Here is a 26826-nt window from a genome sequence, read left to right as displayed (position 1 = left end):
GCCGGTTGCCGCCGAGGCCGAACGGGACCGCCGTCCGGAGCCGCAAGCCGAGCAATATCGCCGGCCTGTCGCCGCCGAGGCCGAGCGGGATCGCCGTCCGGCGCCACAAGCCGAGCCCTACCGCCGGCCCGCGGCCGAAGCCGAGCCACAGCGCCGTCCGGTGCCGATGCCGCGCCGAGGGGTGAAATGGACGAGGATGACCGCCGGCCCGTCGCGCCGCAGATCTATCGCCGTCCGCCCGCCCCCGCCGCCGCCCAGGAGCCCGAGCAGCGCCGGCCCGCGATGGCCGGCCAGCAACCGCCGCCGCTCGCCGACTTCCTGATTCGCAAGCTGAGCGAGATCGGCGCCATGACGCTGGACGACCTCTGCCATGTGGCGGTGCAGGAGGCTATTTCGCCGAAGGCGAGATCGCCGACCGGGCCGTCCACGTGACGCTCACCAATGTCGCCAAGGCGGGCTTCATCCGGCAATTGCCGAATGGCAGCTTCGCACCGGCGACGGTCATGGACACGATCAGGCTGAGGCGCGCGATCTAAGGCGCGATTGCCGGGGCTCCGTCCTAGCGGGGCCCCCGCAACAACTCGACGACGTCTTGCCGGACCTTCTCTTCCGCATAGCGCGCAAGCGCTTTGCGGTCGGGAAAGTCGTCGAGCGGCACCGGAGGCCCGATGCGGATCTTGGCGTCGAGCGGGCCGAGCCCCAGCAGCTTCCAGGCGTGGCTCGCCATGTCCATATCGCCATACCAGGCGACCTGCGGCCGGCCACGGCGCCCGAGCGGCAGCCCGTAGACCTTGGTGTAGGTCAGCGCCAAGGTCTGCGCCGACACGCTCGATCCCATGGGCTGACCGCCGGACGGCTTCGCCGCGGCGAACAGCGCCGTGCGGAACGGCTCCACGCCGTTGCCGTCGCTCGACGTGCCTTCGGCGAACAGCACCACATGGTCGCCGCCTTCGAGCCGGCTCAGGATCTCGTTGGCCTTGTCGCCCACCTGGTTTCGCCGTTCGCGGTCGACGAATACCGAGCGCTGCAGCTTGGCGAGCCATTTCACGAAGGGCCAAGTCGAGACTTCTTTCTTGGCCACGAAGGAGACGGGCGCCACCGCCGACAGCACGGTGATGTCGAGCCACGACACATGATTGGAGATGATGAGTACGCCTTGGCTCTCGGCCACCTCGCCCTCGACGAGGAGACGGATGCCAACGATGCGGCAAACCTGGCGATGATACCAATGCGGGAAGCTGCGGGCGAAGCGCGAGCCCGTCCGCACGAACAGGAGCTGGAGCGGCATCAACGGAATGGTGAAGGCGAAAAACGCCGACAGCACTAGGAACGCACGCACGCTTCTCATGGGTCTGCGGTCAATCCAAACTTAGAGCGCAAGTCGCAGATCTCAATAGCAGGTGCGCTGCCCATAGCGTGTGACGCAGAGCCCGCGCAGCGCCGGGTCCAGGCGCCGTACCGGAACGGGCTCGGTGCGGCAATCCGTGCGGATCTCATCGAAGCCCCATTCCCCGGTCGTGCAGATTGGCGCATGGCCGCCGGGACCAGATAGACATCGACCTCGGACGGATAGCTTGCTTGGACCGTGATTTGGGGCGCCGGCGCCGGCTCGGGCTCTGGCACCGCGGCGGCGGCCACGGGGGCCGGCGCGCTGCTTTCCGGCGCAACCGTATCGCTCTCCGGTGTGGCCTCTATTGGTGCGGCCGGCGCCGCGACCGGCGCCGTATCAGGCTCCAGCGGAACGGCATGTTGGGCCAAGGCCATGCTGCTGAACAACGTCAAGATTGCCGCGAGACTCCACCGCTTTCCCATCACGCCACCCCCTTATTTGTTTTGGACGCTGCGGTAACGTTGTCCCGGCCCAGGCACGAAGTCAAACGCGCTTGCGGCGGCCCTTATTTGCCGTTCTTGAGGGGCTTGCCGAACAGTTCCAGCCGGTGGCCGATGAGGCTGAAGCCGAGCTCCTTGGCGACGCGCTCCTGCAGGCGCTCGATCTCCTCGTTCTTGAACTCGATGACCTCGCCGGTCTTGACGTTGATCAGATGGTCGTGGTGGTCGTGGCGCGCCGGCTCGTAGCGCGCGCGGCCGTCGCCGAAATCGTGGCGCTCGACGATCCCGGCCTCCTCCAATAACCGCACGGTGCGATAGACGGTGGAAAGCGAGATGCGCGAATCCCGCGCGCTGGCCCGCCGGTAGACTTCCTCCACATCCGGATGATCGTGCGCCTCCGACAGCACAGCGGCGATGATGCGGCGCTGCCCGGTCATGCGCATGCCGCTATCGGCGCACAAGCGCTCCAGCCTGCTCTCTCGTGTCGCTGGCTGTGACATGGACCCCTGTTTATCGCTGGTCTTCATGGGACTTGATCGGCGATTTGCCCATCATCGGAGGGCCGGTCTGAAAGGGCAAGGCTGAAGATCGCGGCGTCGGCGCCGCTCTCGTAATATCCGGGGCGCGCCCGACCGGCTGGGCGCCGAACGAGCGGTAGAGCGCGAGCGCGGCCTCGTTGCCCTCGTCCACCTCCAAGAAAAGCGTTGCCGCGCCGCTGGCCCGCAGATCCTCCAAAGCCTTGGTCACCAGCGCGCGGCCGAGCCCAGAGCGGCGGCAGGCGGGCGTCACGCCGAGGGTGAGCAACTCGGCCTCGTCGGCGGCACGCCGCGCGATCAGAAGGCCGGCGGGCGCGGCCACCACATGGGTCGCGGCGCCGAGCAGACAGAGCACGCCGGGGCTGGCGATGAGCTGTGCCATGGCTGCCTCGTCCCAGGGCCGGTCCGAGGGCCGGTCGAAGCAGCTCGCGTGAATGGCGGCCATCAAGCCGGCGTCGCCCGGCAGGGCGCGATGCACCATGCGGGTCGCATCACATGCTCCCGATCGCGGGCGCTGGGGCTTGGCGTCGGGTGGTCGCAGATAGAGCGGACGGAAGAGCGTCGGAGACTCGCCGCCTTCGCTTGGCGATGTCGGCCAGCGCCATGGCGCTCGGCTGCAATGTGGTTAGCGCGGGCGACACATCGCGGCCCCGCGCCGCCGCCGCGTCGGCGAGGGCTTGCGCGCCGCTGCCGACCGCAAGGCCGAGCTCCCGCGGAAGACGCTCCACCGCATCGCCGGGGGCGATGAGCAGTGGGCCGTCGAGCTTGCGCCCCGCCGCGTCGTAAAGGCCGAGATAGAGCATCTCTCGTCGCGCATCGACGGCGACGGCGAAGGGACCGTCCGGCGCGATCGCCAAGACCGCCATGCGCGCCATCACCGTGAGACTGTCCGTGCCGTAGAGCTCAGCGTCCGTCGCCAGCGCGAGCCCGCGCGCCGCGGCGATGGCGATGCGCACGCCGGTGAAACTGCCCGGTCCGAGCGTCGCCGCGATCACGTCGAGATCGCCTGGCCTGACGTCTCCCTCGGCCATGACCGCCGCCACCATCGGCATCAGCGCCTCCGCATGGCCGCGCTGCATCTCGTCTTGGCGCGCATGGAGCGCACGCGTGCCGTCCGTGGCGCATAGCAGGGCCGCCGAGCAGGCGCCCATGCTCGTATCCAGCGCGAGGATGTTCATGGGGAGCTTCTTAAAGGATGCGCGCCATCTCGTCGAAGTCGAAGCGCGGCGAGCGGGGCCGGAGGGGCGAATCGTCCCCATAGCCGAGATTGCACAAAAAGTTCGACTTCACCTCGGTGCCGGCGAAGAATTCCTTATCGACGCCGGCATTGTCGAAGCCGGACATGGGGCCGCAGTCGAGACCGAGTGCCCGCGCCGCCAGGATCAGATAGGCGCCTTGCAGCGAGCTGTTGCGGAACGCGGTGTCGGCGATCTTCTCCGGCTTGCCTTCGAACCAACTCTTGGCGTCGGTATGCGGAAACAGCTTTGGCAGATGCTCGTGGAATTCGAGGTCGTAGCCGATGATGACGCAGACCGGCGCCTTCATGGTCTTGTCGCGATTGCCGTCCGACAGGAACGGCTTCAGCCGGGCCTTGGCTTCGGGCGACTTCACGAAGACGAAGCGTGCCGGACTGCAATTGCCGGACGTCGGTCCGAGCTTCACCAGCTCGACAAGCTCATGCAGCAGCGCGTCGGGCACGTCCTTGTCGTGCCACGACCCGCGGGTGCGCGCGTCGCGAAAGAGCTGATCGAGGGAGGCGTCTGGCAGCTTGTCCGTCAAATCGGACGGACCTCTTGCACCTCGGGGATGAAGTGCCGGAGCAGGTTCTCGATGCCGTGGCGCAGCGTCGCCGTCGAGCTCGGGCAGCCGGAGCACGCGCCGCGCATGTGTAGGAACACGACGCCGTCGCGATAGCCCTGGAAGGTGATGTCGCCGCCGTCCTGCGCCACCGCCGGGCGCACGCGCGTGTCGAGCAGCTCCTTGATGGTCTTGACCGTCTCGGCGTCCTCCGGGGGCGAAGAACTCGTCGCCGTCATACTGATCCGGCGCGCGTCGGTCATCGCCTCGCCGGAGAGGTAATGCTCCATGATGGCGCCGAGAATGGCGGGCTTCAGATGCTGCCATTCGCCCTCGCCCTTGGTGACGCTGATGAAGTCGGACCCGAGGAACACGCCGCGCACGCCTTCGATCTCGAACAGGCGGTGCGCCAGCGGCGAGCCTTCGCTCTCGGCCGGATCGCGGAACTCGATGGCGTCCTCCTCGCCGAGCACCGGCCGCCCCGGAATGAACTTCAGGGTGGCGGGATTCGGCGTGGCTTCGGTCTGGATGAACATCTTTCTGCCTCTGGGCTTTCAACGCATTTTCGCTGATGAAAGCCTGCATATCTTAGAATTATTCTAGCCCATATTTGAGCTTCGGAAGGCCCAAAGTCAAGGTTTCGGAGCCCCTCATAGCACGACTCGCAAGCCGATTTGACCCCGGCGCTAGGTGCGCCAGGCAATGCCAAAAACAAGGACGGCGGGGCACCGATCGACCGCGTCCGACTGCAGGTCTAGGGCGGCCTCTCGGCGCCCCGCTCACGGCATCTTTTTACAGCCTCAGACCGCCGCTTATCGCCAGTGGCACAGGCGCGGTGCGAAAGGCAGAGCACGCCTCACCCGAAGGCCCACGCGTTACAGCGCAGGCGGGCGGAGTAGAGACCCCCGAGGCCGGTCCGTTGTCCATGGCGCGGGTGTCCGGGCCTATCGGGAATGGTGCGTCCGAGATCAGCCCATCTGTACCGCGCCACCTCGGGCGCCGCGCCCCACGTCCCGAGAAGCAGACGGTCTGCAGCTCGCGTCCTCATGGACGAGGGATGGAGGGATTGTACCGCCGCTTCGGAGGGCGAGGATAAAGCGGGGAGAGCGCCCGCTGGCCGAGGACTCAGCCCTGATCGACGCCGGCCTCGACTTCGCACTCGGCGCAAGGACCACGGCGGGCGTGTCCTATTCGGGCCAGTTCGGCGACGGCGTTTCGGACAACGGCGTCAAAGGCCGCTTCACGTTGCTGTTCTAGAGGTTCGGCGGTTCAATACCGGGCGCGATAGGCGGACCGTTGGGGGTCAATAGACAGAAGGTATTGGGAAGAGAGGCTCGAGATTTCTAGCCTCTCATTAGGCCGGATCGAGCCGGCCCAGGGCTCGGGAATTCTCCCGGTCCTCAACTCTCAGTCCCTGGAGACCCCCCATGCTGAAATATATCGTTGCCGGCGCGCTGCTCGTCGCCGTTGCCACCCCGGCGCTCGCCGCCGACTACTACGTGTCGCTCCGCTACGGCGGTGGCTGCGTCATGACCAACACGGCCCCGAGTTCCAAGCACTACAAGGTGATGGGCGTCTATTCCACCAAGCGCCAGGCCAAGATGGCCATGCACGGCATGATGGACTGCCGCTAGGCGGTCCCGATCATCTGTTGCTGAAGCGGTCTCGGGACGAAGCTCCCGGGGCCGCCTCTTGCCTGGCTATGCCAGTGCCAGAATTTCGTCGGTGGACAGGTGGCCGGGGACGACGGTGATGGGCGTCGGGAAGACTCCGGCGAGACGCCCGCCCGCCAGACTCGATACCAGCGGCCCGGGTCCGGAGGGATCTTTCGAGGCGCCGAGCACGAGCACGCCGATATCCTCGTCCTCCTCGATCAGCGACGTGATCTCCTCGGACTTGATCCCTTCGCGCACGATCTCTTCCGGCACCAGATCCTCGAAGCCCATGGTCTTGAGCTTGCGGCCGAACAGGCGGAACACCGCCTTGGCCTTGGTCTGACCTTCCTCGCGCGCTACGTCCTCGACGCCGAGCCAATGCATGGCCTCGCCCTCCGGCTCGATGACGTAAAGCAACGCCAGCTGTCCCTTGGTGCGTTGCGCCCGGCTGGCGGCAAAAGCCAGCGCGCTTTCACACTCCGGCGTCTCGTCGACGACCACCAGGAATTTGCGCTTGTGCCCTTCCGAATAGATTTGCCGCTTCTTCCGCGACCTCGGCGCCGCGGCGGGAGCTGACTTCTTCTTTGCGGCAGGCTTCTTGGTCTGGGCCATGCTGGCCATGCTGCCACCTCCAGGCGCTGTCAACAAGAAGGGTTAGAGGGTCCGAGGCGCCCTGGATCAGCTACGCCAAGTCGTTCTCACGCCAAGTGTGTCACGCCAAGTCGATGGCGTAGCGCTTGAGATCCTCGAGATCCACGACCTCGAGCGTCGCCTCGTGGGTGGCGCCGAGGATCACCCGCGGCGCGAAGCCTGCTTCCAAGGCCTCGCGCCAGCGCGGCGCGCACAGGCACCAGCGGTCGCCGGGGTTGAGGCCGGGAAAGCCGAAATCCGGATGCGGCGTGGTGAGATCGTTGCCGGCGCCTTGGAGAAGGCGAGGAACTCGGCCGTCACCTCCACGCACACCGTATGCAGCCCGACATCGTCAGGACCGGTGTGACAGCAGCCCGTGCGGTAGAAGCCGGTCACCGGCCGTTCCGAGCAGGCCTTCAGCGGCTCGCCGTAGACGTTCTTCTGGCCTTCGAGAGGATGAGAGCGGCGTTTCAACATGGTGCGAATGTGCCCTGCGGGGTGAAGGGTGAAGGCCTGAGTTGTCAGCGGATCGGGTTGCGGTCGGGCAGCGGCATGCCGAGCTTGCCGCCCGCGACCAAGATCTCAAGTTGGGTCTCGCTCAGCCGGGGTAGCGGCGGGCCGGCCTCCTTGCTGGCGGCGGCCTTGAGCGCGAGCGGCGGCAGATCGCCGTCGGCGGCAAGCGGCTCGTGCCCGCCCGCGGTCAACACGGTCTTGCAGTCCCCCGGCAGGTCGGTGAGCTTGAGCTGCTTCTTCTTCGGCACCGGCTTGGCGTTGGGGTCTGGCGGCGGCTGCTGCGCCGTCCAGATGGCGGACTTCTTCAGCATGTCGAACCAATTGTCGAGCTCCTTGCCGCAGCCGTCGTCGCCGTTCACCGGGTTCTGATTCTCGCAGCCCTCCTGCCCCGGCGGACAAGAGAGGCGCACGTGGAAATGATAATAATGGTTCCACCACGGCCGCACCTTGCCGAGCCAGGACCGGTCCTTGCCCACCGAGTCCGCTTGGGCGCACAGCGATTTCTTGATCGCCGGATGCACGAAGATGCGGGCCACTTGCGGGTAGGTGGCCGCCCGCCTGATGAGCTTGACCTGACCGATGGTGAACTTCGCGGGATCGACGGTGAGCGGGTCCTTCAACATCGACACGGCGCTGATCTCCTCCCGCTCCTGAGGCGTGAGGATGCGGTCCGGCATCGGCGTCAACCAGATATCGGCGTCGAGCCCGACCTGGTGGCTGGTATGCCCGGTGAGCATCGGTCCGCCGCGCGGCTGCGACATGTCGCCGATGAGGAGACCGGGCCAGCCGTCGAGCGCCCGGGCATCGCTCGACAATCGCTCGAGATAGTCGAGGAGTCGCGGGTTGCCCCAATTGCGGTTGCGCGAGAGCCGCATCACCTGCCAGTCGGGACCGTTGATGGGCAGCGACAGTCCGCCGGCAAGGCAGCCTTTGGCATAGCCGCCGATGGAGCGGGCCTCGAGCGGCGCCGGTTCCGCCACCGAGCCGAACAACTCTCTCGCCGGGGGTGTTTTCGGCGCCGGGGCCTCTTCTTCACCGGTTTCGGTGCCGGCTTCTCGGTCGCGGCCGACGCCGCGGGCCGCGTGGCGACCTTAGGCATGCCGATCTGCTCCGCGGCGGCGCCCGTGCAGAATGACAATAATGTGAGACTCAGGACTAGCCCGCGCATCGGCACTCAACCGGCTCCCCGCCAAGCTTTGCGTATGGCAGCACAAGCTTAGCACAAGTCATAGGGGAAATTGGACCCCGTTAGGCCCTATGCTGGTCCCCGGCGCACGGCTCGACCGGTCTTGTTCAGCAGATATTCAGCCGCGGGGCCTAGTCTGCTGCGATACGCTGGATCCTACGCCCCGCCCGGTGCCGGCACGCGCCAGGCGGCGGCACACAACCTGCCCTGAGGGAGAATGATCATGAGACGGAGTTTTCTGCTGGCGGCCTTGCTGAGCGTGGCGCTCGCCATTCCTAGTCTTGCCCATGCCGGCGTGGTCGCTCAGATCAGCCTCTCCAACCAGCGCATGCAGGTCTATGTGAACGGCAGGCCGACCTACACATGGAAAGTTTCCACCGCGCGCAGCGGCTACCGCACGCCGACCGGCACCTATAAGCCGACTGCCCTGTCGCGCTATCACCGCTCGTCCATCTATGATGGCTCGCCGATGCCCTATTCGATCTTCTTCTACAAGGGCTACGCCATCCACGGCTCCTACGAGACCAAATATCTCGGCCGTCCGGCGAGCCACGGTTGCGTGCGGCTGCATCCGTCCAACGCCGCCGCGCTCTATTCGCTGGTGCAGAAATACGGCCCCGGCAACACGACCATCAAGATCACACGCTAGGGGCAGGCCGTGGGGCTGCTCAAATGGGCGATCATCGCGCTTGTGATATCGGTGCTCGCCGGAGCCTTCGGTTTCACACGCCTTGAGCACGGCGCGGCCAAAGTCGCCAAGCTCCTATTTGTCATCTTCTTGGTTCTGTTCGTCGCGATCGTGATTCTGTCCTTCGCCATCGGCGATTGGCGCTGATGTCCTAGCGGCCGCAGCTATTGGGAGGGGGCGCGCCGCGAAAGCGCTCGTCCATCCATTTCAGCGCCGCCGTCACGCTCTCCTTGGCGGCGAAGGTGTGCGTCACGCCCGGCATCTCGACGAACGTCACCTTTGCGCCCTGCTTGCACAGCGCGTCGCCGAACTGCTTGGTGATGTAGGGCCGCACGATGGTGTCGGCGGTGCCTTGCGCCAGGAACACCGGCGCGCCGGCGGCCGCCTTGCCCGGCGAGTTGCGCTGCATGATCGAAGCCCACGGCTCGGTCTTGGCGGGATTCGCTTTCAGAAATTTTTCCGTCTGCAGAGGCCGCTCCGCTTTGTCGAGAGCTTCGAACTGGGGCACCGATTCGATGCAGTCATGGGCCATCGTCTCGTAGACTTGCATCGCGTCCGGCTCGACCAGGCTCGATGCCGGGTCGTATAGAGATTCGACCACGACCAGATCGCCATGGCGGTCAGCTCCTTGCCGGCCGAGCTCGACTTGTCGGCGTCGAACAGCTCCGCGAGATAGGTGGCCGGCGCCGCCGCGGCGATCCCGAATAATTTGAGTTCGGGCGCGTAGGCCTTGGCCATTTCCCCGGCATAGAGCACCGCATGGCCGCCCTGGCTGTGCCCCCACAGCACGAACCGGTCGGAGGCGCCCGAACGCGGCAAGGCGCGGGCGGCGCGCACCGAATCGAGCACCGCGCGGCCCTCGCTGATGCCGATGAGATAGGGGTGGATACCCGGCGTCCCGAGCCCCGGATAGTCGGTGGCGACGACGATATAGCCCTGGGCCAGCATCGACTTCAGGCCCCAGATCAGGCCGGCATTGTCGGGCATCAGCGACGGCGCGCATTTCTCGACCACGCCCGAGGTGGGATGACCGTAGGCGATCACGTCGCGCCCGCCGGCCGGCGCCTTGCCGGGCGGGATGTAGATCGCCCCGGAGACGGAGATCGGCTCGCCCTTCAAACCGGTCGAGCGGTAGAGAATACGGAACGCCTCGCCGCCGTCCGGGCTGCCGCCTGTCAGCGGCCAGACATTGACGATGGAGCCTGGCTCGGCCGCCACCGCCGGACCGGCCAGCGCCGAGCAGAGGCCGAGTAGAGATAAGGCCGCGAGGGCCCGTCGCAGGCAGGGCTTCATGAGGCGCATTCCAAACTCCAGGTTGCGGGGGCGAACGGGTGGATACCCTTAGACGCCCGCGGGGGCCGCGACAACGAGGCTCAGGGCCCGTCCCGCGTCGTGGGCATTTCATTCTGACCGCTTCCAGGGCACAATTGGTCCGGGACCGAACGCCAAGACCGCGATTGCCGAAGGCGATTGCCAAGAACGTGCGACCGACAAGAACGCCTGCCTGGCGCGGACCCACGCGCGGGCGCAACAAAGCCGGGGGATAATGCGAATGTCATCAGCCGCAACCACGCTCGACGCCTTCATCAATCGTGTCGGTGGGATCGCGACGCCCTTCTCCATCGAGTTGCCGGACGGCGCCAAGCGGACGGTTGGCCAAGGGGATCCCGAATTCCACGTCGGCCTGCATAACGAGCGGGCCATCAAGGCGCTGCGCACGCTAGACGAGGCCGACATCGCCGAGGCCTACCTGCAAGGCGACATCGACATCGAAGGCGACATGCTGAAGCCTTTCGCGCTTCGGGCGTCGCTCGACGACAGCCATCCGCTGGTCGCCGCCTGGCGCTTTATCCAGCCGCTGCTGTTCGGCCAGGTCTACACCAACAAGCAGGCTATCGCCTCGCACTACAACCTGGACCCCAAGTTGTTTCTGAGCTTCCTCGATCCCGTGTTCCCGGCCTACAGCCAGGGCATCTACGAGAGCGACGACGAGCCGCTGTCGAAAGCGCTACAGCGCAAATTCGATTGGGCGATCGAGAAATGCGAGCTCGGACCGGGCAAGCGCGTGCTCGAGATCGGCCCCGGCTGGGGCGCGTTTTCCGGCCATGCGCTGCAATCCGGCATCCAATATACCGGCATCACCAACTCGGAAGTGTCGCAGAGTTTCCTGCGCGACAAGCTCGCCAATTTCGGCGACCAGTTCGACATCCTGCTGACGGACTTCTACGATTTCGAGCCCGACGAGCCCTACGACGCCATCGTCATCATGGGCGTCATCGAGCATCTGCCGAACTACGAGAAGGTGCTGCGGAAATTCTACCGGCTGCTGAAGCCGGGCGGTCTCGTGTTCCTCGACGGCAGCGCCGCGCGCAAGAAATACGAGCTGTCCACCTTCATGGTCCGCTACATCTATCCGGGCAATCACTCCTTCCTCGTGCTCGACGACTTCCTCAACAAGCTCAACAAGACCGAGTTCGAGTGCGAGGAAGTGCACAGCGACCGCTGGAGCTACTACCTCACCTTCAAGCAGTGGGCCGAGAATCTGGAGTCCAACAAGGACGCGGTCATCAAGGCCTTCGGCGAGTTCGAGTATCGCCGTTTCCGCCTCTATCTATGGGGCGCCACCTACGAATTCCTCGCCCGCAATCTCGACTGCTACCGGATGATCCTGTCCAAACCTAAAAACGCATAAGTTGCGGATCGTAAGTTTTAAGAATTTGCCGCGTAAGGGTTGAGCTTGTCCGCGGCGCATCCGAAAGGGTGCGCCTACAAGGGAGACTCAAAGCCATGTGCGGAAATTGCGATTCCAAGACTTTGTCGCGGCGCCATCTCATGGCCGGAGCCGGCGCGCTTCTGGCCGCGACCACCATTCCCGTGAGCCGTGGCCGCGCCGCCGAACCGGCGGCGAACGCCATTTCCCCCGCCGAGGCCCTGGACCGCTTGAAGGCCGGCAATGCCCGCTATCTCGCGGGCGAATTCAACGAGCGGGACTATTTCGCCGACCGCGCCGCGAGCGTCGCCGCGCAATTTCCCATCGTTGGCGTGCTCGCCTGCGCCGACAGCCGCGTCCCGCCGGAGATCGTCTTCGACAAGGGCCCCGGCGAGGTGTTCGTGGTGCGTGACGCCGGCAACGTCGTCAGCAATTACGGGCTCGCCAGCATGGAATTCGCGGTCGCGGTTCTCAACGTGCCGCTGATCCTGGTGCTGGGCCATTCGAACTGCGGCGCCGTGGCCGCGGCGCTCCAGTCGGCGCGGGAGCGCAGTAAGCTGCCGGGCCATCTGCCTGAACTCGTCGAGGCGATCCAGCCTGCGGTGGACGCCGCTCACGGCAAGCATCCGGGCGATCTTCTCGCCGCCACGATCGAGGAGAATGTCCGCCTCGGCATGAGCAACCTGAAGACGCGCTCGGACGTGATCGGCGACGCCGTCAAGTCCGGCAAGGTGGTCATCCAGGGCGGCGTCTATGACCTCGCGAAGGGCACTGTGAATCTGATCTGAGTGCGAGAAGGGGGAATCTGGCCATGGAAGACGCTGCCGAACGCTGGCGGTCGGAGAAGACGGCCGCCTATTTATCGGGCGCCGTCGCCGCGGCGGAAAAGGATCCCACGCGGGCCAAGCTGTTTCGCGACATGGCCGCGGCGGCCGAGGAGCAGGCCGGCATTCTCGCCAAGGATCTGAAACACACCCCGGTCTTTACCCCCTCGCTGCGGTCGCGGATCACGGTGTTCCTGCTCGGCGTCGTGGGGCCGCGCGCCATGCGCCATGTGCTGTCGGCCTCGAAGGTGCGCGGCGTGTCGGTCTATCGCGGCAAGGCCACGTCCTCGGGCGGCGAGGACGCGCAAGGCCATCCCATGCCCACCTCCGTGGAGGAGGTCGGGCGGCGGCATAAGACCTATGGCAGCGGCACGCTTCGCGCCGGCGTATTCGGCGTCAATGACGGCCTGGTGTCCAATACCTGCCTCGTCATGGGCGTGGCCGGCGCCGGAACCAGCGGCAGCGTCATCCTCCTGACCGGCGTGGCGGGACTGCTCGCCGGCGCCTTCTCCATGGGCGCGGGCGAGTTCATCTCCGTGCTGTCGCAGAAGGAGATGTTCGAGCACCAGATCGCCCAGGAGAAAGACGAGCTCGAACGATACCCCAAGGAGGAAGCCGAGGAGCTGGCGCTGATCTACCAGGCGCGCGGCATCCCCATCGACGAGGCGCGCCACCTCGCCAGCCATCTGATCGAGAATCCGGAAAAGGCGCTTGACGCGCTGACCCGCGAGGAGCTCGGCCTCAATCCCGACGACCTCGGTTCGCCGCTCGGCGCGGCCATCTCGTCCTTCCTCACCTTCTCCGTCGGCGCCAGCCTGCCGCTGATCCCCTATCTTTTCGGCGACGCCAAGCACGGCATCCTGATCGCCTCGCTGATCTCCGGCACGGCGCTGTTCTGTGTCGGTGCCGCCTTGAGCCTGTTCTCGGGGCGCAGCGCGCTTGTCGGCGGCGCCCGCATGCTGGCGATCGGCGCGGCGGCGGCGGCGGCGACCTATTTCATCGGCTCCCTGTTCGACGTCTCGGGCATCTAGCCCAGCACGATTTGCCGCAAATTATACGGGCCGTGGCGAGGACTGATTAAGCCTCCGGCAAGGTCGGCGGGCTTACTTAAACGCACCTTAAGCGGGCCGTCTCATGATGCGGAACGTCATCTGGAGGAGGTCACCATGTTCCGCCGCGCTGCTATTCTCACACTCGCCGCTTCACTCGCACTCGCCACCACGCCCACCCTTGCCTGCACGGGCATCAGCCTGAAAGCCACCGACGGCGGCGCCATTCGCGGGCGCACGCTGGAGTTTGGCTTTCCGCTTCAGTCCAACGTCATCGTCGTTCCGGCGGGCAAGGAGTTCAGCGGGACCCTGCCCGATGGCGGCAAGGGGCTCACCTACAAGACCCGCTATGACGTCGTCGGCGCCAACGCCGTCGGTCAAGTCATGATTGTCGACGGCCTCAACGACCAGGGCCTGTCGATCGGCCTGTTCTATTTCCCGGGCTTCGCCAAATACGCCCCCGTCACCAAGGAGAACGTCTCGCGCGCCTTGGCGCCGCAGGACTTCGGACTATGGGTGCTCGGCAACTTCGCCACGGTCGATGAGGTGACCAAGGCGGTGCAAGACGTCGCCATGGTGCCGACGGCCCTGCCGGGCCTCGGCAGTTCCGAAGGCATGGTCGCCGACGTGCACTTCTTCGTGCAGGACAAGAGCGGCAAGTCGATCGCCATCGAGCCCATCGACGGCAAGCTCAAGGTGACCGAGGCGCCGGTCGGCGTGATGACCAACGCGCCGACCTATGATTGGCACATGACCAATCTCGACAACTACATCAACCTCACCGCCAAGGACATCACATCCGAGACGCTTGGCCCGGTGACGTTGAACGCCACCGGCTCGGGCTCAGGCATGCTCGGCCTGCCGGGCGACTTCACGCCGCCGTCGCGCTTCGTCCGCGCCGCCATGTTCAGCCAGGCGGCCGTGCCGAATGCCGATAGCGAGGACGCCGTGTTCGCCGCTTTCCACATCTTGAACCAGTTCGATATCCCCAAGGGCTCGGTGATCAACGGCGCGGTCGGCAAGCCGTCCGCCGAGATCACGGAGTGGACCAGCGTCAACGACCTCAAGAATCTGCGCTGGTATTTCCGCACCCATCAGGATCAGTCGATCCGCATGGTCGACCTCAAGGAAGCCATCAAGGCTGCCAAGGGCGAGATCCGCACGATCAACATGGAGGCCGCGACCCAGCCGGTCGCCAACGTCTCCAGCGACGTGACGACCCTGAAACAGGCGGCGAACTAGCCCCCGCAGTCCAGGCTGAGCCGAAGGAAATCACGGCCTCGGGGTCTCCCCGGGGCCGTTTTTTTGGCCGCGTTGCACGAGAGACGCAGGATCTGTCCCATTTGGATACGGATGGCGCGGAACGAAGCGAGAAGGCCGCGTTGAAGACGAGACAGATGGCGTTTCGATGAATAGGATCGGCGCCCTGGGGAAATTTCGCTGCGCGCTGCCATGTCAAATCATCGATTGCCGTCCGACCCATTCGCATGCCTGCGGGCGCTCGCCTATGTGACCGCGTTGTCCTGCGCCGCCATGACCATGACCATGACCATGACCTTGGCGCCGCCGTATGCGGCCGCGCAGGATCCGGAGGCGACGGAGGACGCGCCGGCGGACGAAGCCCCCGCCGAAGAGGCTCCGGCGGAAGAAGCCCCCGCCGACGAAGCGGCCCCCGATGCGGCTCCCGAGGAGGCGGCTCCCGAGTCGCCGGCGCCGGAAGCGGCGTCCCCCGAGGCTCCCGCACCCGAGGCGGCCGCGGCCGAGGATGCGGCTCCCGCCGCCACCGGCTGGGACATCGCCAAGCCTTGCGAGAACTATCAGCATCCCTACGAGGCCGATCTCTGCCAGCAATGGCGCACGGCCGAGGCCGCCGAGAAGACGGCCGTGGCGTCGGAGCGCAATGTCGGCCTCACCCGCCTTCTGATGCTCGTCGGCGCGCTCGCGACTGCGCTGCTGCTGATGATGTTCATTCCGCTGCTCATGGCGGCGCTGGCCGCACGCCGGGCCGCGCGCGGCGCCGATGGCGCGAGCCAATCGGCGGTTGGGCGACGCGACGAGGATGGCCGCGCCGACGAGTGCGTGCCTATGTCGATGTCGACAAGCTCGAGTTCATCGAGACTCCGGAGTCCGAGGGCATCGTCAAGGTCAAGGTGATCTTCCGCAACAGCGGCCAGACGCCCGCCTTGCGCATGCGCACCGCCACCAATGTCGGCATCCGCGACGTGGCCGACGAGGACATGCTGCCCATCATGCCGTTGCCCGATAACCGGTCGGCGAGCGCCGCGCGGCCGCGGCTTGGCCGCGACGCCACGTTCGTCGACATCGTCGAGTGCGACTCGACGCCGAGCCTCGCCGACCGCGTCATGAACGGCGACGCCACCATCGTCGTGTGGGGCTGGACCGACTATTACGACGTGTTCGAACGCAAGCAGCGCACGGTGTTCCAATATCTCTGCAACGCCGGCACGCTCGAAAGCGGGCAGATCTTCAAGCCGATGACGCGCGGCGACGAGACCGGCTAGCGGGCCTCGTCATATTGCGGCAAACCCTGCGTGCTTGGTGACCCACCCTTAACGGCATCGCGCGCCTCCCGCGGCCTTAACCCGGCCTTCGGACCCATCCCCGATGATGCGCGACCCGCATTCTCAGGAGGAGATCGCCCCCATGATCCGCCGCGTCTCGATTTACGCGCTCGTCGCCGCATTCGCCTGCGCCACCACGCCGGGCCTCGCCTGCACCAACATTGCCCTGAAGGCCAAAGACGGCGCCACCATCCGCGCCAGGACCATGGAGTTCGCGAATCTGCTCCACTCCAGCGTATCGGTCGTCCCGAAAGGCGCCGCCATGCACGGGACCCTGCCCGACGGCGGCAAGGGCATCGCCTACACCACGAAATACAACATGCTCGGCGCCAACGCCCTCGGTCAGGACATCATTCTCGACGGCATGAACGATCAGGGCTTGAGCATCGGCCTGCTGTATTTCCCGGGCTTCGCGGAATACGCCAAGGCGACGCCCGAGAACGCGAACCGCGCCATGGCGCCGCACGAGTTCGGCAACTGGGTGCTCGGCAGCTTCGCCAATGTCGACGAGGTGAAGGCCGGACTAGGGCAAGTCGCCGTCGTGCCGACCCCGGCGCCGGTGCTCAATCAGGTGCAGCCGCTTCACTACATCGTCTCCGACAAGAGCGGCAAGTCGATCGTCATCGAGCCGATCGGCGGCACGTTGCAGGTCACCGACGCACCGCTCGGCGTGATGACCAACGCGCCGACCTACGATTGGCACACGACGAATTTGCGCAACTACGTGAATCTGAGCGTGACCGGCGTGCCGCCCGTCGATCTCGGCGGCACCACGTTCGGCCAGCTCGGCAATGGCGCCGGCATGCACGGCCTGCCGGGCGACTTCACGCCGCCGTCACGCTTCGTGCGCGCGGTGGCCTTCAGCCAGGCGGAGTATCCCTCCGACACCGCCGAGGAGGCGGTCTGGTCGGGCTTTCACATCATGAATCAGTTCGACATTCCGCTGGGCTCGGTGCGCGAGGAAAGCGGCGGCAAACCGCTGGCCGAGCTCACCCAGTGGACCACCGTGTCCGACATGAAGAACATGCGCTTCTACTTCAAGACCTATGGCAGCCAGAGCATCCACATGATCGACCTGGCCAAGGCTTTCGCCGCCGCCAAGGGTGAGATCCGCCAGATCGAAATGGGCAGCGAGCCGGCGATCGCCGACGACTCCACGACCTTCATGAGCCAGACTGAAGCCGCTCAATAAGTAAAGAGCCAGCGGGCTATGTTAAGCCCGCTGGCGTCTCCTTGGGCGGGAGGCGAGTTCCTCCCTAGTCGTCGCACTTGTGTTTCCACTTTCCGAGCAGCCCGCGCTTCCAGTAGCAGTCCGGCCTGAGGGGCGGGCCCCAGCCGAGCGCGTAGTCGGGCACCGGGCCCCAATAATTGCGGACCCACCAGCAGCGGCGCGGACCGCAGCGCCATGCCGCATCTTCGAGGAGCGCGCTCTGCGCCGCGAACGGGGCTGTCGCCTGCGCCATGGCGGGCGCCGATGGCGCGGCGCCGGCCGGCTGCATGGAGCCGGCGAACAGCAGGGAGGCCGCGAGTGCGGTGCTCAAGAAAAGTCCCTTGGTCACTGTGTTCCTCCTTCATCCGTTGCGGGAGTAGACTCAACCCCCGAGGCGCGAGGAGTTCACGCCGCACGCGACCGGCGGCCCGCGTGACTTGGCCAACCGATTATTGGCCAACCGATTATTGGCCAACCGATTATTGGCCAACCGATTATTGGCCAACCGATTATTGGCTAACCGATTATGAGTGCGGAACGATCGGGAACGACTAGGCTTCTCAACGGTTTCTTGTTTTATTGAGCCCCATAGTGCCGAACCCTGGAGCGAGACGCTCCAGAGCCAAGCGCCGGCTGGGCCCGTCTAGGGACCACGGGCGACTTGGTGTGCCGGAACCGCCCGCCGGAGACCGTCATGCCCCGTTCGCCATTGCCCTTCCTTCCCACGACCCCCGAGACGCGCGCGAGCGTCCTGCAAGGGCTGCTCATCGCCACCATCGTCATCGGCGGACTGTATTTCGGCCGCGAGGTGCTGCTGCCGCTCGCCGTCGCCATTCTGCTGAGCTTCGTGCTGACGCCGCCGCTCCTGCTGCTGCGACGGATCAAGGTGCCGCGCGTGCTCGCTGTCGCCGTCGTCGTCATCACCGCCTTCGCCATCATCGGCGGTCTCGGCTGGCTCATCTCCCGCGAGGCAACGAAGCTCGCCGCCGAGCTTCCTAGCTATCGCGCCACCCTATCGGAGAAGATCAAGTCGCTGCGCGAGAGCACCAGCGAATCGAAGGTGCTGGAGAAGGCTGGCGATGTGCTCACCGATCTCCAAGATCAGCTCAACGAACCGTCCCCCGATACCGATGCGCCCCAGGTCGGCGATGCCGCCGACCGGCCGGACGATCAGCCGATTCAGGTCGAGATAAAAGAGCCGGACCCGAAAGGCCTCGCGCTCTACCAGTCGATCGCCGGCACGCTCCTGCCGCCCCTGGTCACCGCCGGCATCATCCTGCTCTTCGTCGTCTTCATCCTGCTCCAACGTGAGGATCTGCGCGACCGGCTGATTCGACTCTTTGGCGCCTCCGACCTTCAGCGCGCCACCTCGACCATGAGCGACGCGGCGACACGGCTCTCGCGCTACTTCCTGAGCCAGGTGCTGATCAACGCCACCTACGGCGTGTTCATTGGCTTGGCCCTGTGGGCCATCGGCATGCCGAGCCCCATCGCCTGGGGCATCCTGGCCATGCTCATGCGCTTCGTGCCTTACGTCGGCTCCTATATCGCCGCCGCCTTTCCCGCGCTCATCGCCGCGGCCATCGATCCCGGCTGGACCACCGTGCTCATGGTCGTCGGGCTCTTCGTCATCGGCGAGCTGACCATGGGCCAGGTGGTCGAGCCGATGGTCTACGGCCGCGGCACCGGCGTGACGCCCATCGCCGTGATCGGCTCCACCATCTTCTGGACCTGGCTATGGGGGCCGCTGGGGCTCATCATCGCCACCCCCATCACCGTGTGCCTTGCCGTGCTCGGCCGTCATGTGGAGGGATTGGGCTTCTTCGACGTGCTGCTCGGCGATCAGCCGGCACTCACGCCCGAGCAGAGCTTCTACCAGCGCGCCCTGATCGGCGACGCCGCCGAGGCCACCTATCAGGCCGAGCTCGCGCTGCGCGATCAAAGTCTCGAAGCCTATCTCGGGGGCGTGGCGCTCAGCGGGCTGAAGCTGGCCGAACGCGATGCGGCCCGCGGAGCGCTCGGCGCCAACCAGATGGAGCGCATCGCCACCACCGTCAATGAGATGCTGGAGAACCTCGCCGATTTCGAGCCGCGCCGCTGGTTCGACAAGCTGCGCCACAAGCCCGAGAAGCCGGCCGACGAGGAGGCTGAGGGTCTCGCTTCACTGGAGGCCCCCGCCGAGGAGGACGCCGACGCCGAGCATGTCATCCCCCGCGACAGCCTGGCGCGGGGCTGGCATGACGACGTGCCGGTTCTATGCATCGGCGGGCGCTCGATGCTGGACGAGGCCGCCGGCGCCATGCTCGCCGCGGTGCTCGCGAAGCGCGGTCTCGGGGCCGAGGCGCTGCCGCCGGATGAAATCTCCGCGGGCCATATCACGACGCTCGCCTCGACCAAGGCGAAAGCCGTCTGCTTGTCCTATCTCGGCCTTGGTTCAGGCCCCGCCCATATCCGCTATCTCGTCCGCCGCCTGCGGCGCCTCTTGCCCCAGGACACGCTGATCCTCGTCGCCTATTGGCACGAAGAGGAGGACGCGCAAGCCATGAAGTCGCTCAAGGAGACCGCCCAGGCTGACGCCTACGCCACCACGCTGCACGAGGCCGTAGAGGTCATCATCAACGCCGCCACCGGCGAGGCGCCGAATGGCGATACGAAAGCCAAGACGAAGCCCGAGCCGAAGGACAAGAAGGCGCCCGCGACCGCGGCGTGATCCGATGAATGCCGTCCCGCGTGGCCGGTCTATTTCGGAGAGCCTAGTTGCTTCTGCACGCTCTCGTAGCTCTCGCGCACGGATCGCGGAGCGCAGGCCGCCCCCTCATGGGCGAGCCGCCTGCTCGCCTCGTCGTAGACGTCGCTCCAGGGAATGCCTTCGCCACGGAGAATGCGGACGAGATGCCAGCGCCGGATATGCACCATGTCGTGCTGGTATCTGGGGCTTACGAGACACGCAACGGCCAGCGTGACCCAATAGGGCGGCGGTTGCTTATGCGCCGAGCATAGGCTCACCGCCACCGCCACCGCTTCCTTCGCGCCTTCCTCCCACGCCTCTTCGAGCAAGGAGAGCGTCTTGGCGAACGACTTGTCGGTCATGCCCGTCACGGCAAGTTCTTGCCGGTCCTTCTGACCTTGCCACATGGCTACGCGTCCCCCGGAAGACGATAGCACCCGGCACGTGCCCTTGCGACCCTGCGCCCAATAGACGGGTCACCCCTGGTCAAATAGGTCAAAGCCATGAGCGAGACCCCGACAGCTTCGGACTGGGCCGCCGCGCGCGGCGAGAAATGGCGCGCCCAGCTCTCGCCCTTGGAGGCGATGCTCACCGCCGTCGACGCGCCGCTGATCGATGCGCTCCAGCTCGATGCCCCCTATAAAATCGCCGATATCGGCTGTGGCGGGGGCGGCACCACCCTTGCCATTGCGCGCCGGGCGGAAGCGGGAAGCGAAGTGCACGGCTTCGACATCTCGCCGGCTTTGATCGAGGCGGCGCGCGACAGAGCGGCGGACGAGCGCGCCATCGCCTTCTCTTGCGCCGACATGGGCACGGCGCCCGCCCCCGAGGTGCCCTACGACCGCCTGGTCTCGCGCTTCGGCATCATGTTCTACGACGATCCGCCCGCCGCCTTTGCCCGGATCGCACGCTGGCTGAAGCCCGGCGGGCGCTTCGCCTTCGCGGTCTGGGGCCCTCCGTCCGATAATCCGTGGATGGCTAGTCTGCGCGAGGTGGCGGCCGGGATCATCGACGTGCCGCCGCCCGATCCGGAGGCACCCGGTCCGTTCCGCTATGCCGGGGCCGACAAGCTGCTCGCGTTGCTCGATCAAGCGGGTCTCGGCGGCCTCGCCGTTGCGGATTGGCGGGGCCGGCTCCCCATCGGCGGCGGCCTGCCGGCGCCGGAGGCCGCGGATTTCGCGCTGGCGTCTTTCTCGGTCGGAGAGCTGGCGAGCGAAGCGGGAGATTCGGCCTATGCGGCGGTGCGCGATGCGCTCGCGGCGCATTTCGCCCGGCATATGGAGGACGGCGTCGTCCGCCTGGACGCGCGCGTCCACATCGTCACCGGCGCGGCGTCCTAGGACGTCTCGGTTGCCCCTTGGGGCTTGACGCCCGGCGCTTGCGTCTCGGGGTTGCGGAAGCCGAGCGCCATGAGCCCACCGAGCGCCAGGGCGCCCGCGAGGAACAGCAGCGCCATCGAGAAGCTGCCGGTGGCTTCCCTCAGAAGGCCGACGATGTAGGCGCCGGCGAAGCCTGCGATATTGCCGATAGAGTTGACGAGGGCGAGGCCTGCCGCCGCGCCGGTCCCGGCGAGGAAGGCGGTCGGCAGCGACCAGAACGGACCGAGCGTGGCGTAGAAGCCGACCATGGCGATGGTCAGAGCGATCATCGTGGGCACGAGCAACGCCGTGTAAGCCGAACAGGCGAAAGCAACCGCGGCGACAAGGAGCGGCAGCGCGATATGCCAGCGCCGCTCGTTCGCCCGGTCGGAGCGGCGCCCCCAGAGCACCATGCCAATGGAGGCGAACACGTAGGGAATGGCCGTGATGAAGCCAATGCTGAGATCGTCGAGGCCGTAGCTCTGGAGGACCTGAGGCAGCCAGAAGCCCATGCCGTACAGGCCGATAACGATGAGGAACCACAGGAGTCCGAGCGCCAGCACGCGCGGGCGCGTCATCGCCGCGTAGATGTCGCTGTAGCCGACTTCCTTGGCGACAGCGTTCTCGGCTTCGATGCGCTCGCTGAGCGCGCGTCGTTCTTCCGGTGTGAGCCACGCCGCGTCCGCCGGCCTGTCGGTGAGGACCTTGAGAGCGAGCACGCCAAGGAGGACCGCCGGCAGCCCCTCGATGATGAACAGCCAATGCCACCCGGCCAGCCCGAGAAAGCCGTGCATGTTCAACAGCGCGCCGGAGATCGGTCCGCCAAACACCGTGGCGAGCGGCACCGAGGCCATGAACAAGGCGACGATGCGCGCACGCTCGGCCGCCGGGAACCAATAGGTGAGATAGAGGATGATGCCGGGAAAGAAGCCGGCCTCGGCGACGCCGAGCAGGAAGCGCATGACGTAGAAGCTCGTCTCGCTCCACACGAACGCCATGGCGCAGGCAACGAGACCCCAGGAGATCATGATGCGCGCGATCCAGATGCGCGCGCCGAAGCGATGCAGCGCCAGATTGCTGGGGACCTCGAAGGCAATATAGCCGAGGAAGAAGATACCGGCGCCGAAGCCGTACACGCTCGGCGAGAAGCCGAGGTCCTTGTTCATGTGCAGCGCGGCGAAGCCGACATTCACCCGGTCGAGAAAGTTGACCGTGTAGGCGAGGCAAAGAAACGGGATGAGCCGCCTGGTCGCCTTGGCGATCGCCGATCGCCGTGCCCGTTCCTGCTGCGTCGAATCCATCCCGGTCCCCCGGGCGCATCCATATCATGAAGGAGCGTGATGTCTCGCTCTCGCGGCTTGTGCAAATCGCTTGCGGTCAAGGAAATTTTCTTTCCCCGTGTCAAATAAATCCCACTCGTCGGTTGGGCGGCTTTCATAGGATGCGGCGCGGCAATTTCCGGCTTTCGGACAACCACTAGGAAAGACCCCAGCCATGACCTCCTACCGCGCCACGCTGCTGATCTTGCTTGCTCTAACAATTGGCACCACCGGCTCCGCCATGGCCGGCAAGAGAAAATGCGCGGACGACTACCGCCGGTTCTGCAGCCAATGGGGACTTGAGACCAGAGGTCTTCAGAACTGCATGCGGGCCCACGGTGACCGCTTGACCAAGCTTGCGTCAGGGGATTGATCTCCGCCGGCGCCGTGTCTCAGGCCGAAGTGGACCGCAAGAGAGCCGCCCTCGGCCGCTGAGCGCAACACGAGGCTGCCGCCCCACCGGCGCGGGAGTTGGTCCTCCGAGCCGCCGGCTTTGGAGTATGCTGACGCGCGGCCATCATCCTGATTCGGCCGCAACGCTTAAGGAGGGCGTTCTCATGGCTATATCCTTGGACGAAGCTGCCGCGGTGCTGCGCCAAGCCATGCGCGAGACAGTTAAGCGTTATTCGTTCTGGTATTTGATTCAGGGCGTCTTGCTGGTGGTCGCCGGCTTTCTCGCCCTGGTCTATCCCCTCATCGCTTCGGTCGCCATCATCTACCTGCTGGCCTGGATCCTGATCATCAGCGGCGTGCTTCAGGGCATCGGCTTGGTCGGCGCCCGTCACGTGCCCCATTTCTGGCTGCAGGCGATCTCCGCGGTGCTGGCCATTCTCATCGGTTTTCTGCTGCTGCGCTCGCCCGACAGCGGGCTCTTGGTCATCACCGTGCTGCTGATCGTGTTCTTCATGGTGGAGGGCATCGCCAAGGTCATCTTCGCGCTCACCATCAAGCCGTTCCCCAACTGGGGTTGGGTGCTGGGCGCCGGTGTCATCAGCATTCTGCTGGCCGTGATCCTATGGGCCAACATGCCGCTCAGTGCCGATTGGCTGCTCGGTGTGCTGCTTGGCATCCAGCTGATCTGCGAAGGCGCCGCGCTCACCTACCTGGCATGGAAGGTGCGCACCGGACCTGCGGTCTAGACTTGCCACAAGCGCCAGTGCGAGGGCGAAGCCCGAGCCTCGAAGTGAGGCCGGGCCTCGCCGTGACGGGTGCTACGGCGCGTCCGTCTCTTTCAGGAAGCGCCGGTAGATCCATCCCTGCTGGTTCGTGGCCGGGTCGGCGACCTGCACCCAATTGCCCTCGCGCGCCTGGACGCGCAGCTTGGCGCCCGCCGGCATGATCTTCAGCGTATCGGCGGTGCCCGAGGCCGCTCCGCGCATGTTCACCGCGCTCGAGACCTCCACCCATTCCTCCGAGCTGGTGAGCTCGGAGGCGGCCGCCACCAGACGGCCGAGCGGCCCGGGACGCTCGTCCTCGCGCGGCGCAGGCTGGCTCTCCACCGCCGCGGGGGCCGCCTCTTCCGGCGCCATGGGGGCTGCCGCCCCGGCTTGCGGGGCGCCGCTCTGCGCCCAGGCCTGTTTCAACTCTTCGAGCTTCGCCGCGCGGTCGGTGACGCCGAGCGACGCCGCCCGGCCGTACCAGTCTTGCGCCGCTTGCGGCTCGGGCTTGATGCCTTGCACGCCGAGCGCGGCGATGAAGGCCGGATCGTAGGTGGCGCCCACGGCGAGCGCCGCCTCGCCGCTGCCCGCTTCCGCCGCGCGCTGGAAATAGCGCGCGCGCCGGCGAAATAGCCGACGGCGATCATCTTGTTGCCGTGCTCCATGAGCGTCTCGACGCGATCGGTCTCGCCGGGGCGCAAGGAAAGGCCGACGGGGTTCGGCGCGATGTCGAGCCGGGTCGCTGCGTGTGCCGCACGGAGCCGTCGGCCGCCACCAGCTCGACCCGCAGATCCGCCGTACCGGCCTGGCTCTCGCGCGCCTGCAAGGTGAGGCCCGAGATCTCGTCCGGACGCAAGCTCCACTCGCTGGTGCCGTAAGGCGGCCGGCGGAGAACATCACGCCCTCGGGCAGATCGCGGATGGCGACGACGCTCCGCTCGGGCAGCGCGTCCGCCGGAGCGATGGCGATGGCGAAGCCGGTCTCCTCGCCGGCCTTGGCCGTGATCGCCTCCGGCGCCGACAACGCGAAGTCCGGGACGGGCGCAACGGCGTCGACGAAGGGCGCGGCGGCGATGGCCGCCTGTTGCGCCGGGGCCAGGCGCGAGACGCCCGAATCGAAATGCGCCGGCCCACGGAGCGCGCCGAACCACAGCAACCCGGCAAGAATGGCCGCCGGCGCGATGGCCACCGCCGTCAGCACCACCACCACGCCGCGGGTCAGGCAAAGCGCTTGCCTCGCCGTCCAAGTCTTGCAGCGCCGGAGCGCCGGCCGCGCTGGCGGGTCGTCTGTCAGCGCCCGCAGCGCATCCTGTGGCGCGTACAAGCCGTGAGGCGCGAAGCGCTCGGCCATGGAGGACACGGTGAACTCCGGCCTGGCGCCGAGCCGGATCTCCGCCTCGATCCGCTGGGCGAGGCTTTGTGGCTGCGGCATGTCTGGCATTTTGAAAGTCTTGAGCGCCGGCTGGACCATGGCACCCTCCTACGCATGGGACAAAAAGGGACGGTTAGTTCTGGTTCTGCGTTCGGCTCCATTCGAGAAAGGCGCGGAACAGTCTGGCGCGCTCGTCGTCCGAGGCGGCCGCGGCCCCGGTATCGGCTTGCGCCAGGAACGTATCGAACTGCGCCCGCGCTTCGTCGTCGGCGCTTGTACCGGCGCCCGCTTTGGCGGCCATGGCCGCCTTGGCGCGGTCGATCCAGGCTTGCGCGGCCGGCGAGCGCTGCCAGCCTTCCAAGGTCGCCGCGAAATTCACTTGGCGCCATTTCGGGTGGCGCGGCGGTGCCAGGAACGCATCGAAATTCGAGAAGAAGCGGTCGACAAAATGGTCGATCTTGGCGTTGCGCGGATTGTTGCGCGCCCAATTGAACGACACCAGCACGGCGCACACCGCCACCGTATCCACGCTGTCACCGTCGGCGATGATCTGCGGATAGTCCTCATGGGTCAGGCTCGCGGGATAGTAGTCGTCCTCCAGCCCGTTGAGGTAGGGGAGGGCGAGCAGTTTGAGTCCGCTCGACGGCTCGAGATGGGCGAGGATCGGCGCGGGCTTGCCGGCGATCACCACCGCCGCGTCGATGTCGCCCGTCTTGAGCTTCGCCAGTGCGTCGGTCTCATCGAGATGTACCTCTTGCACCGTGACGCCTAGGCTTCGAAAAGACCGCGCGCGGTGATCTCCGCGCCGCTGCCTTCCTTGCCGATATTGACAACTTTGCCGTCCAGCGCGCCGACGTCGGCGATATCGGCGCGCGCCAGCACATGCATCTCCTCGTTGAACAGCTTGGCGATATAGGCGACCTGGCTTTCGAGATTGGGTCCCAACGCGCCGGTCTTGGCGAAATGCTTCAGCACATTGGCCTGGGTGATGCCCATGTCGACGCCGCGCATGAACATCACGTCCTTGAGATTCTGCGCCGGGCCTTTGCCGCCCATGGGCACGACCCGCAGCGCATCGCCGTCGTCGAGCACCGCGGCGATGTCCTGCACGATGGCCTGGTCGGTGCCTTGGCCGCTACCGGCCATGATGGTGACGGTGTTGTCGTTCAGCCGCGCGCGATAGTTTTCGCGGATGCTCTGCGCGGACGGGCTCGTCTGCGTGACCGCGGCGGTCTTGGCTTTGGCAACGGTGTTGGCGGACGGCTCCGCCGCGGCAAGCGGCTGCGTGCCGAGCAAGCCGCTAAGCAAGCATAGGCCGAATGCGAGGGCGATACGCATAACCTGCCCCTCTGATGACGCTTCACCCCGAACACGGCCAGCCCGCTTGAAGCGCGAACGGCGAGACGGCCCGATGCAGCAAATTTTGAGTCTGCTTGCGGAGGACAGGCGTGTGAGGCGTGAGCCCCGAGCGCGACATCCCCCATCGTGCTGCTAATCCCTACGGCTCGAATGGGAAGTGATACTTTGGCCGCTGTCAAGTAGAGAAGCCAATGAAACACAACAATATCAATATATTGCCACAAATGTGGCCTGGATGACTGCAAAGAGGCAAGACAAAGGCAAGTCTTTAAGGTTGCATTAACCATAAAGAATTGTCCGCCGACGGTATAAATCCGTGGCGTC

The 26826-nt window shown here is 66.1% G+C and carries 30 protein-coding genes and 1 pseudogene; 14 read left to right on the top strand and 17 right to left on the bottom strand.

Annotated features, from left to right (window positions below; genetic code table 11):
• The first annotated feature begins 186 nt into the window (after positions 1–186).
• Entirely contained in the window at positions 187–432 is a 246-nt protein-coding gene (locus tag AUC69_RS02235) for a hypothetical protein (protein ID WP_069440684.1), read from the top strand.
• Between the two features lie 127 nt (positions 433–559).
• On the opposite strand, the gene olsA is transcribed toward AUC69_RS02235, so the two are convergent.
• From olsA to AUC69_RS18135, 6 genes are all read right to left on the bottom strand, one after another.
• Positions 560–1348 (bottom strand): lyso-ornithine lipid O-acyltransferase, encoded by a 789-nt coding sequence (gene olsA, locus AUC69_RS02230; protein WP_083238999.1) that lies wholly within the window; start codon positions 1346–1348, stop codon positions 560–562.
• Positions 1349–1895: 547 nt separating this feature from the next.
• Positions 1896–2330, bottom strand: a complete 435-nt coding sequence (locus tag AUC69_RS02220; RefSeq protein ID WP_069440717.1) for a Fur family transcriptional regulator — start codon at positions 2328–2330, stop codon at positions 1896–1898.
• Between the two features lie 10 nt (positions 2331–2340).
• Positions 2341–2847, bottom strand: a complete 507-nt coding sequence (locus tag AUC69_RS02215; protein ID WP_204377236.1) for a GNAT family N-acetyltransferase — start codon at positions 2845–2847, stop codon at positions 2341–2343.
• 10 nt (positions 2848–2857) lie between these two features.
• Entirely contained in the window at positions 2858–3544 is a 687-nt protein-coding gene (gene tsaB, locus AUC69_RS02210) for a tRNA (adenosine(37)-N6)-threonylcarbamoyltransferase complex dimerization subunit type 1 TsaB (RefSeq protein WP_069440681.1), read from the bottom strand.
• Between the two features lie 10 nt (positions 3545–3554).
• Positions 3555–4145 (bottom strand): malonic semialdehyde reductase, encoded by a 591-nt coding sequence (locus tag AUC69_RS18140; RefSeq protein WP_069440680.1) that lies wholly within the window; start codon positions 4143–4145, stop codon positions 3555–3557.
• Positions 4142–4699: a NifU family protein gene (locus AUC69_RS18135; protein ID WP_069440679.1), complete on the bottom strand. Its 558-nt coding sequence runs from the start codon at positions 4697–4699 to the stop codon at positions 4142–4144. Before AUC69_RS18135 ends, AUC69_RS18140 begins: the two co-directional genes overlap by 4 nt.
• A gap of 891 nt (positions 4700–5590) precedes the next feature.
• On the opposite strand from AUC69_RS18135, the gene AUC69_RS02195 reads away from it, so the two are divergent.
• Entirely contained in the window at positions 5591–5797 is a 207-nt protein-coding gene (locus tag AUC69_RS02195; protein WP_069440678.1) for a hypothetical protein, read from the top strand.
• A gap of 66 nt (positions 5798–5863) precedes the next feature.
• On the opposite strand, the gene AUC69_RS02190 is transcribed toward AUC69_RS02195, so the two are convergent.
• From AUC69_RS02190 to mepA, 3 genes and pseudogenes are all read right to left on the bottom strand, one after another.
• Positions 5864–6430: a universal stress protein gene (locus AUC69_RS02190; RefSeq protein ID WP_083239010.1), complete on the bottom strand. Its 567-nt coding sequence runs from the start codon at positions 6428–6430 to the stop codon at positions 5864–5866.
• Positions 6431–6530: 100 nt separating this feature from the next.
• A pseudogene (locus AUC69_RS02185) lies at positions 6531–6925 on the bottom strand (DUF2237 family protein).
• Between the two features lie 44 nt (positions 6926–6969).
• Positions 6970–7941 (bottom strand): penicillin-insensitive murein endopeptidase, encoded by a 972-nt coding sequence (gene mepA / locus AUC69_RS02180; protein ID WP_069440677.1) that lies wholly within the window; start codon positions 7939–7941, stop codon positions 6970–6972.
• 429 nt (positions 7942–8370) lie between these two features.
• Here mepA and AUC69_RS02175 point away from each other — a divergent pair, with 429 nt between their 5' ends.
• Together AUC69_RS02175 and AUC69_RS02170 are read left to right on the top strand one after the other, a co-directional pair.
• Positions 8371–8796: a L,D-transpeptidase gene (locus AUC69_RS02175; RefSeq protein WP_204377235.1), complete on the top strand. Its 426-nt coding sequence runs from the start codon at positions 8371–8373 to the stop codon at positions 8794–8796.
• Positions 8797–8805: 9 nt separating this feature from the next.
• Positions 8806–8982: a DUF1328 domain-containing protein gene (locus AUC69_RS02170; RefSeq protein WP_069440675.1), complete on the top strand. Its 177-nt coding sequence runs from the start codon at positions 8806–8808 to the stop codon at positions 8980–8982.
• 4 nt (positions 8983–8986) lie between these two features.
• Here AUC69_RS02170 and AUC69_RS17240 read toward each other — a convergent pair whose 3' ends face one another.
• Together AUC69_RS17240 and AUC69_RS02160 are read right to left on the bottom strand one after the other, a co-directional pair.
• Entirely contained in the window at positions 8987–9244 is a 258-nt protein-coding gene (locus tag AUC69_RS17240; RefSeq protein WP_158007981.1) for an alpha/beta hydrolase family protein, read from the bottom strand.
• Between the two features lie 38 nt (positions 9245–9282).
• Positions 9283–10128 (bottom strand): alpha/beta fold hydrolase, encoded by an 846-nt coding sequence (locus tag AUC69_RS02160; RefSeq protein WP_158007980.1) that lies wholly within the window; start codon positions 10126–10128, stop codon positions 9283–9285.
• A 259-nt stretch (positions 10129–10387) separates the two neighbouring features.
• Here AUC69_RS02160 and AUC69_RS02155 point away from each other — a divergent pair, with 259 nt between their 5' ends.
• The 7 genes from AUC69_RS02155 to AUC69_RS02125 all read left to right on the top strand — a co-directional run bounded on the left by AUC69_RS02155 (position 10388) and on the right by AUC69_RS02125 (position 17192).
• Positions 10388–11527, top strand: a complete 1140-nt coding sequence (locus tag AUC69_RS02155) for a class I SAM-dependent methyltransferase (protein ID WP_069440672.1) — start codon at positions 10388–10390, stop codon at positions 11525–11527.
• Positions 11528–11667: 140 nt separating this feature from the next.
• Positions 11668–12333, top strand: coding sequence for a carbonic anhydrase (locus AUC69_RS02150; protein ID WP_244500042.1), 666 nt, complete (start codon positions 11668–11670; stop codon positions 12331–12333).
• Positions 12334–12356: 23 nt separating this feature from the next.
• Positions 12357–13400, top strand: coding sequence for a VIT1/CCC1 transporter family protein (locus AUC69_RS02145; RefSeq protein WP_069440670.1), 1044 nt, complete (start codon positions 12357–12359; stop codon positions 13398–13400).
• Between the two features lie 135 nt (positions 13401–13535).
• Positions 13536–14660 (top strand): linear amide C-N hydrolase, encoded by a 1125-nt coding sequence (locus tag AUC69_RS02140; protein WP_069440669.1) that lies wholly within the window; start codon positions 13536–13538, stop codon positions 14658–14660.
• A gap of 210 nt (positions 14661–14870) precedes the next feature.
• Complete coding sequence (locus AUC69_RS17705) at positions 14871–15572, top strand: hypothetical protein (protein WP_193427390.1); 702 nt, start codon at positions 14871–14873, stop codon at positions 15570–15572.
• Positions 15494–15940 carry a hypothetical protein gene (locus AUC69_RS02130; RefSeq protein ID WP_069440667.1) on the top strand — a complete coding sequence of 149 codons (447 nt, stop codon included), beginning with the start codon at positions 15494–15496 and terminating at the stop codon, positions 15938–15940. The genes AUC69_RS17705 and AUC69_RS02130 overlap by 79 nt, the downstream gene beginning before the upstream one ends.
• Before the next feature lie 142 nt (positions 15941–16082).
• Positions 16083–17192, top strand: a complete 1110-nt coding sequence (locus tag AUC69_RS02125; protein ID WP_069440715.1) for a linear amide C-N hydrolase — start codon at positions 16083–16085, stop codon at positions 17190–17192.
• A 64-nt stretch (positions 17193–17256) separates the two neighbouring features.
• Here AUC69_RS02125 and AUC69_RS02120 read toward each other — a convergent pair whose 3' ends face one another.
• Positions 17257–17559, bottom strand: a complete 303-nt coding sequence (locus AUC69_RS02120) for a hypothetical protein (protein WP_069440666.1) — start codon at positions 17557–17559, stop codon at positions 17257–17259.
• Between the two features lie 345 nt (positions 17560–17904).
• Here AUC69_RS02120 and AUC69_RS02115 point away from each other — a divergent pair, with 345 nt between their 5' ends.
• Complete coding sequence (locus AUC69_RS02115) at positions 17905–19920, top strand: AI-2E family transporter (protein ID WP_083238994.1); 2016 nt, start codon at positions 17905–17907, stop codon at positions 19918–19920.
• 29 nt (positions 19921–19949) lie between these two features.
• Here the strand turns inward: AUC69_RS02115 and AUC69_RS02110 are convergent, their stop codons facing one another.
• Positions 19950–20345 carry a hypothetical protein gene (locus AUC69_RS02110; protein ID WP_069440664.1) on the bottom strand — a complete coding sequence of 132 codons (396 nt, stop codon included), beginning with the start codon at positions 20343–20345 and terminating at the stop codon, positions 19950–19952.
• A gap of 96 nt (positions 20346–20441) precedes the next feature.
• On the opposite strand from AUC69_RS02110, the gene AUC69_RS02105 reads away from it, so the two are divergent.
• On the top strand, positions 20442–21278 hold the full coding sequence (locus tag AUC69_RS02105) for a class I SAM-dependent methyltransferase (protein WP_069440663.1): 837 nt from the start codon (positions 20442–20444) through the stop codon (positions 21276–21278).
• Here AUC69_RS02105 and AUC69_RS02100 read toward each other — a convergent pair.
• On the bottom strand, positions 21275–22597 hold the full coding sequence (locus tag AUC69_RS02100) for an MFS transporter (RefSeq protein WP_069440662.1): 1323 nt from the start codon (positions 22595–22597) through the stop codon (positions 21275–21277). The genes AUC69_RS02105 and AUC69_RS02100 overlap by 4 nt on opposite strands.
• Positions 22598–23172: 575 nt before the next feature.
• Here AUC69_RS02100 and AUC69_RS02090 point away from each other — a divergent pair.
• Complete coding sequence (locus AUC69_RS02090) at positions 23173–23754, top strand: HdeD family acid-resistance protein (RefSeq protein ID WP_069440714.1); 582 nt, start codon at positions 23173–23175, stop codon at positions 23752–23754.
• A 72-nt stretch (positions 23755–23826) separates the two neighbouring features.
• Here the strand turns inward: AUC69_RS02090 and AUC69_RS02085 are convergent, their stop codons facing one another.
• The 3 genes from AUC69_RS02085 to AUC69_RS02075 are packed head-to-tail and all read right to left on the bottom strand — an operon-like array spanning position 23827 to position 26481.
• Complete coding sequence (locus AUC69_RS02085; RefSeq protein ID WP_069440660.1) at positions 23827–25242, bottom strand: SH3 domain-containing protein; 1416 nt, start codon at positions 25240–25242, stop codon at positions 23827–23829.
• A 34-nt stretch (positions 25243–25276) separates the two neighbouring features.
• Positions 25277–25903: a TAXI family TRAP transporter solute-binding subunit gene (locus AUC69_RS02080; RefSeq protein WP_069440659.1), complete on the bottom strand. Its 627-nt coding sequence runs from the start codon at positions 25901–25903 to the stop codon at positions 25277–25279.
• An 8-nt stretch (positions 25904–25911) separates the two neighbouring features.
• Positions 25912–26481, bottom strand: a complete 570-nt coding sequence (locus AUC69_RS02075) for a TAXI family TRAP transporter solute-binding subunit (protein ID WP_069440658.1) — start codon at positions 26479–26481, stop codon at positions 25912–25914.
• Positions 26482–26826: the final 345 nt, after the last annotated feature.

This window comes from Methyloceanibacter superfactus, from assembly GCF_001723305.1.
Lineage (GTDB): Bacteria > Pseudomonadota > Alphaproteobacteria > Rhizobiales > Methyloligellaceae > Methyloceanibacter > Methyloceanibacter superfactus.
The sequence above is the reverse complement of the archived record's forward strand: the minus strand, read 5'-3'. Positions and strand labels throughout refer to the sequence as shown.

Bases quoted from the DNA above. Each gene is read 5' to 3' on its own strand.
- AUC69_RS02235 (WP_069440684.1), top strand. From the start codon at position 187: ATGGACGAGGATGACCGCCGGCCCGTCGCGCCGCAGATCTATCGCCGT.
- olsA (WP_083238999.1), bottom strand. From the start codon at position 1,348: ATGAGAAGCGTGCGTGCGTTCCTAGTGCTGTCGGCGTTTTTCGCCTTC.
- AUC69_RS02220 (WP_069440717.1), bottom strand. From the start codon at position 2,330: ATGTCACAGCCAGCGACACGAGAGAGCAGGCTGGAGCGCTTGTGCGCC.
- AUC69_RS02215 (WP_204377236.1), bottom strand. From the start codon at position 2,847: ATGGTGCATCGCGCCCTGCCGGGCGACGCCGGCTTGATGGCCGCCATT.
- tsaB (WP_069440681.1), bottom strand. From the start codon at position 3,544: ATGAACATCCTCGCGCTGGATACGAGCATGGGCGCCTGCTCGGCGGCC.
- AUC69_RS18135 (WP_069440679.1), bottom strand. From the start codon at position 4,699: ATGTTCATCCAGACCGAAGCCACGCCGAATCCCGCCACCCTGAAGTTC.
- AUC69_RS02195 (WP_069440678.1), top strand. From the start codon at position 5,591: ATGCTGAAATATATCGTTGCCGGCGCGCTGCTCGTCGCCGTTGCCACC.
- AUC69_RS02190 (WP_083239010.1), bottom strand. From the start codon at position 6,430: ATGGCCCAGACCAAGAAGCCTGCCGCAAAGAAGAAGTCAGCTCCCGCC.
- AUC69_RS02175 (WP_204377235.1), top strand. From the start codon at position 8,371: ATGAGACGGAGTTTTCTGCTGGCGGCCTTGCTGAGCGTGGCGCTCGCC.
- AUC69_RS17240 (WP_158007981.1), bottom strand. From the start codon at position 9,244: ATGCAGCGCAACTCGCCGGGCAAGGCGGCCGCCGGCGCGCCGGTGTTC.
- AUC69_RS02160 (WP_158007980.1), bottom strand. From the start codon at position 10,128: ATGAAGCCCTGCCTGCGACGGGCCCTCGCGGCCTTATCTCTACTCGGC.
- AUC69_RS02155 (WP_069440672.1), top strand. From the start codon at position 10,388: ATGTCATCAGCCGCAACCACGCTCGACGCCTTCATCAATCGTGTCGGT.
- AUC69_RS02150 (WP_244500042.1), top strand. From the start codon at position 11,668: ATGGCCGGAGCCGGCGCGCTTCTGGCCGCGACCACCATTCCCGTGAGC.
- AUC69_RS02145 (WP_069440670.1), top strand. From the start codon at position 12,357: ATGGAAGACGCTGCCGAACGCTGGCGGTCGGAGAAGACGGCCGCCTAT.
- AUC69_RS02140 (WP_069440669.1), top strand. From the start codon at position 13,536: ATGTTCCGCCGCGCTGCTATTCTCACACTCGCCGCTTCACTCGCACTC.
- AUC69_RS17705 (WP_193427390.1), top strand. From the start codon at position 14,871: ATGTCAAATCATCGATTGCCGTCCGACCCATTCGCATGCCTGCGGGCG.
- AUC69_RS02125 (WP_069440715.1), top strand. From the start codon at position 16,083: ATGATCCGCCGCGTCTCGATTTACGCGCTCGTCGCCGCATTCGCCTGC.
- AUC69_RS02115 (WP_083238994.1), top strand. From the start codon at position 17,905: ATGCCCCGTTCGCCATTGCCCTTCCTTCCCACGACCCCCGAGACGCGC.
- AUC69_RS02110 (WP_069440664.1), bottom strand. From the start codon at position 20,345: ATGTGGCAAGGTCAGAAGGACCGGCAAGAACTTGCCGTGACGGGCATG.
- AUC69_RS02105 (WP_069440663.1), top strand. From the start codon at position 20,442: ATGAGCGAGACCCCGACAGCTTCGGACTGGGCCGCCGCGCGCGGCGAG.
- AUC69_RS02100 (WP_069440662.1), bottom strand. From the start codon at position 22,597: ATGGATTCGACGCAGCAGGAACGGGCACGGCGATCGGCGATCGCCAAG.
- AUC69_RS02090 (WP_069440714.1), top strand. From the start codon at position 23,173: ATGGCTATATCCTTGGACGAAGCTGCCGCGGTGCTGCGCCAAGCCATG.
- AUC69_RS02085 (WP_069440660.1), bottom strand. From the start codon at position 25,242: ATGGTCCAGCCGGCGCTCAAGACTTTCAAAATGCCAGACATGCCGCAG.
- AUC69_RS02075 (WP_069440658.1), bottom strand. From the start codon at position 26,481: ATGCGTATCGCCCTCGCATTCGGCCTATGCTTGCTTAGCGGCTTGCTC.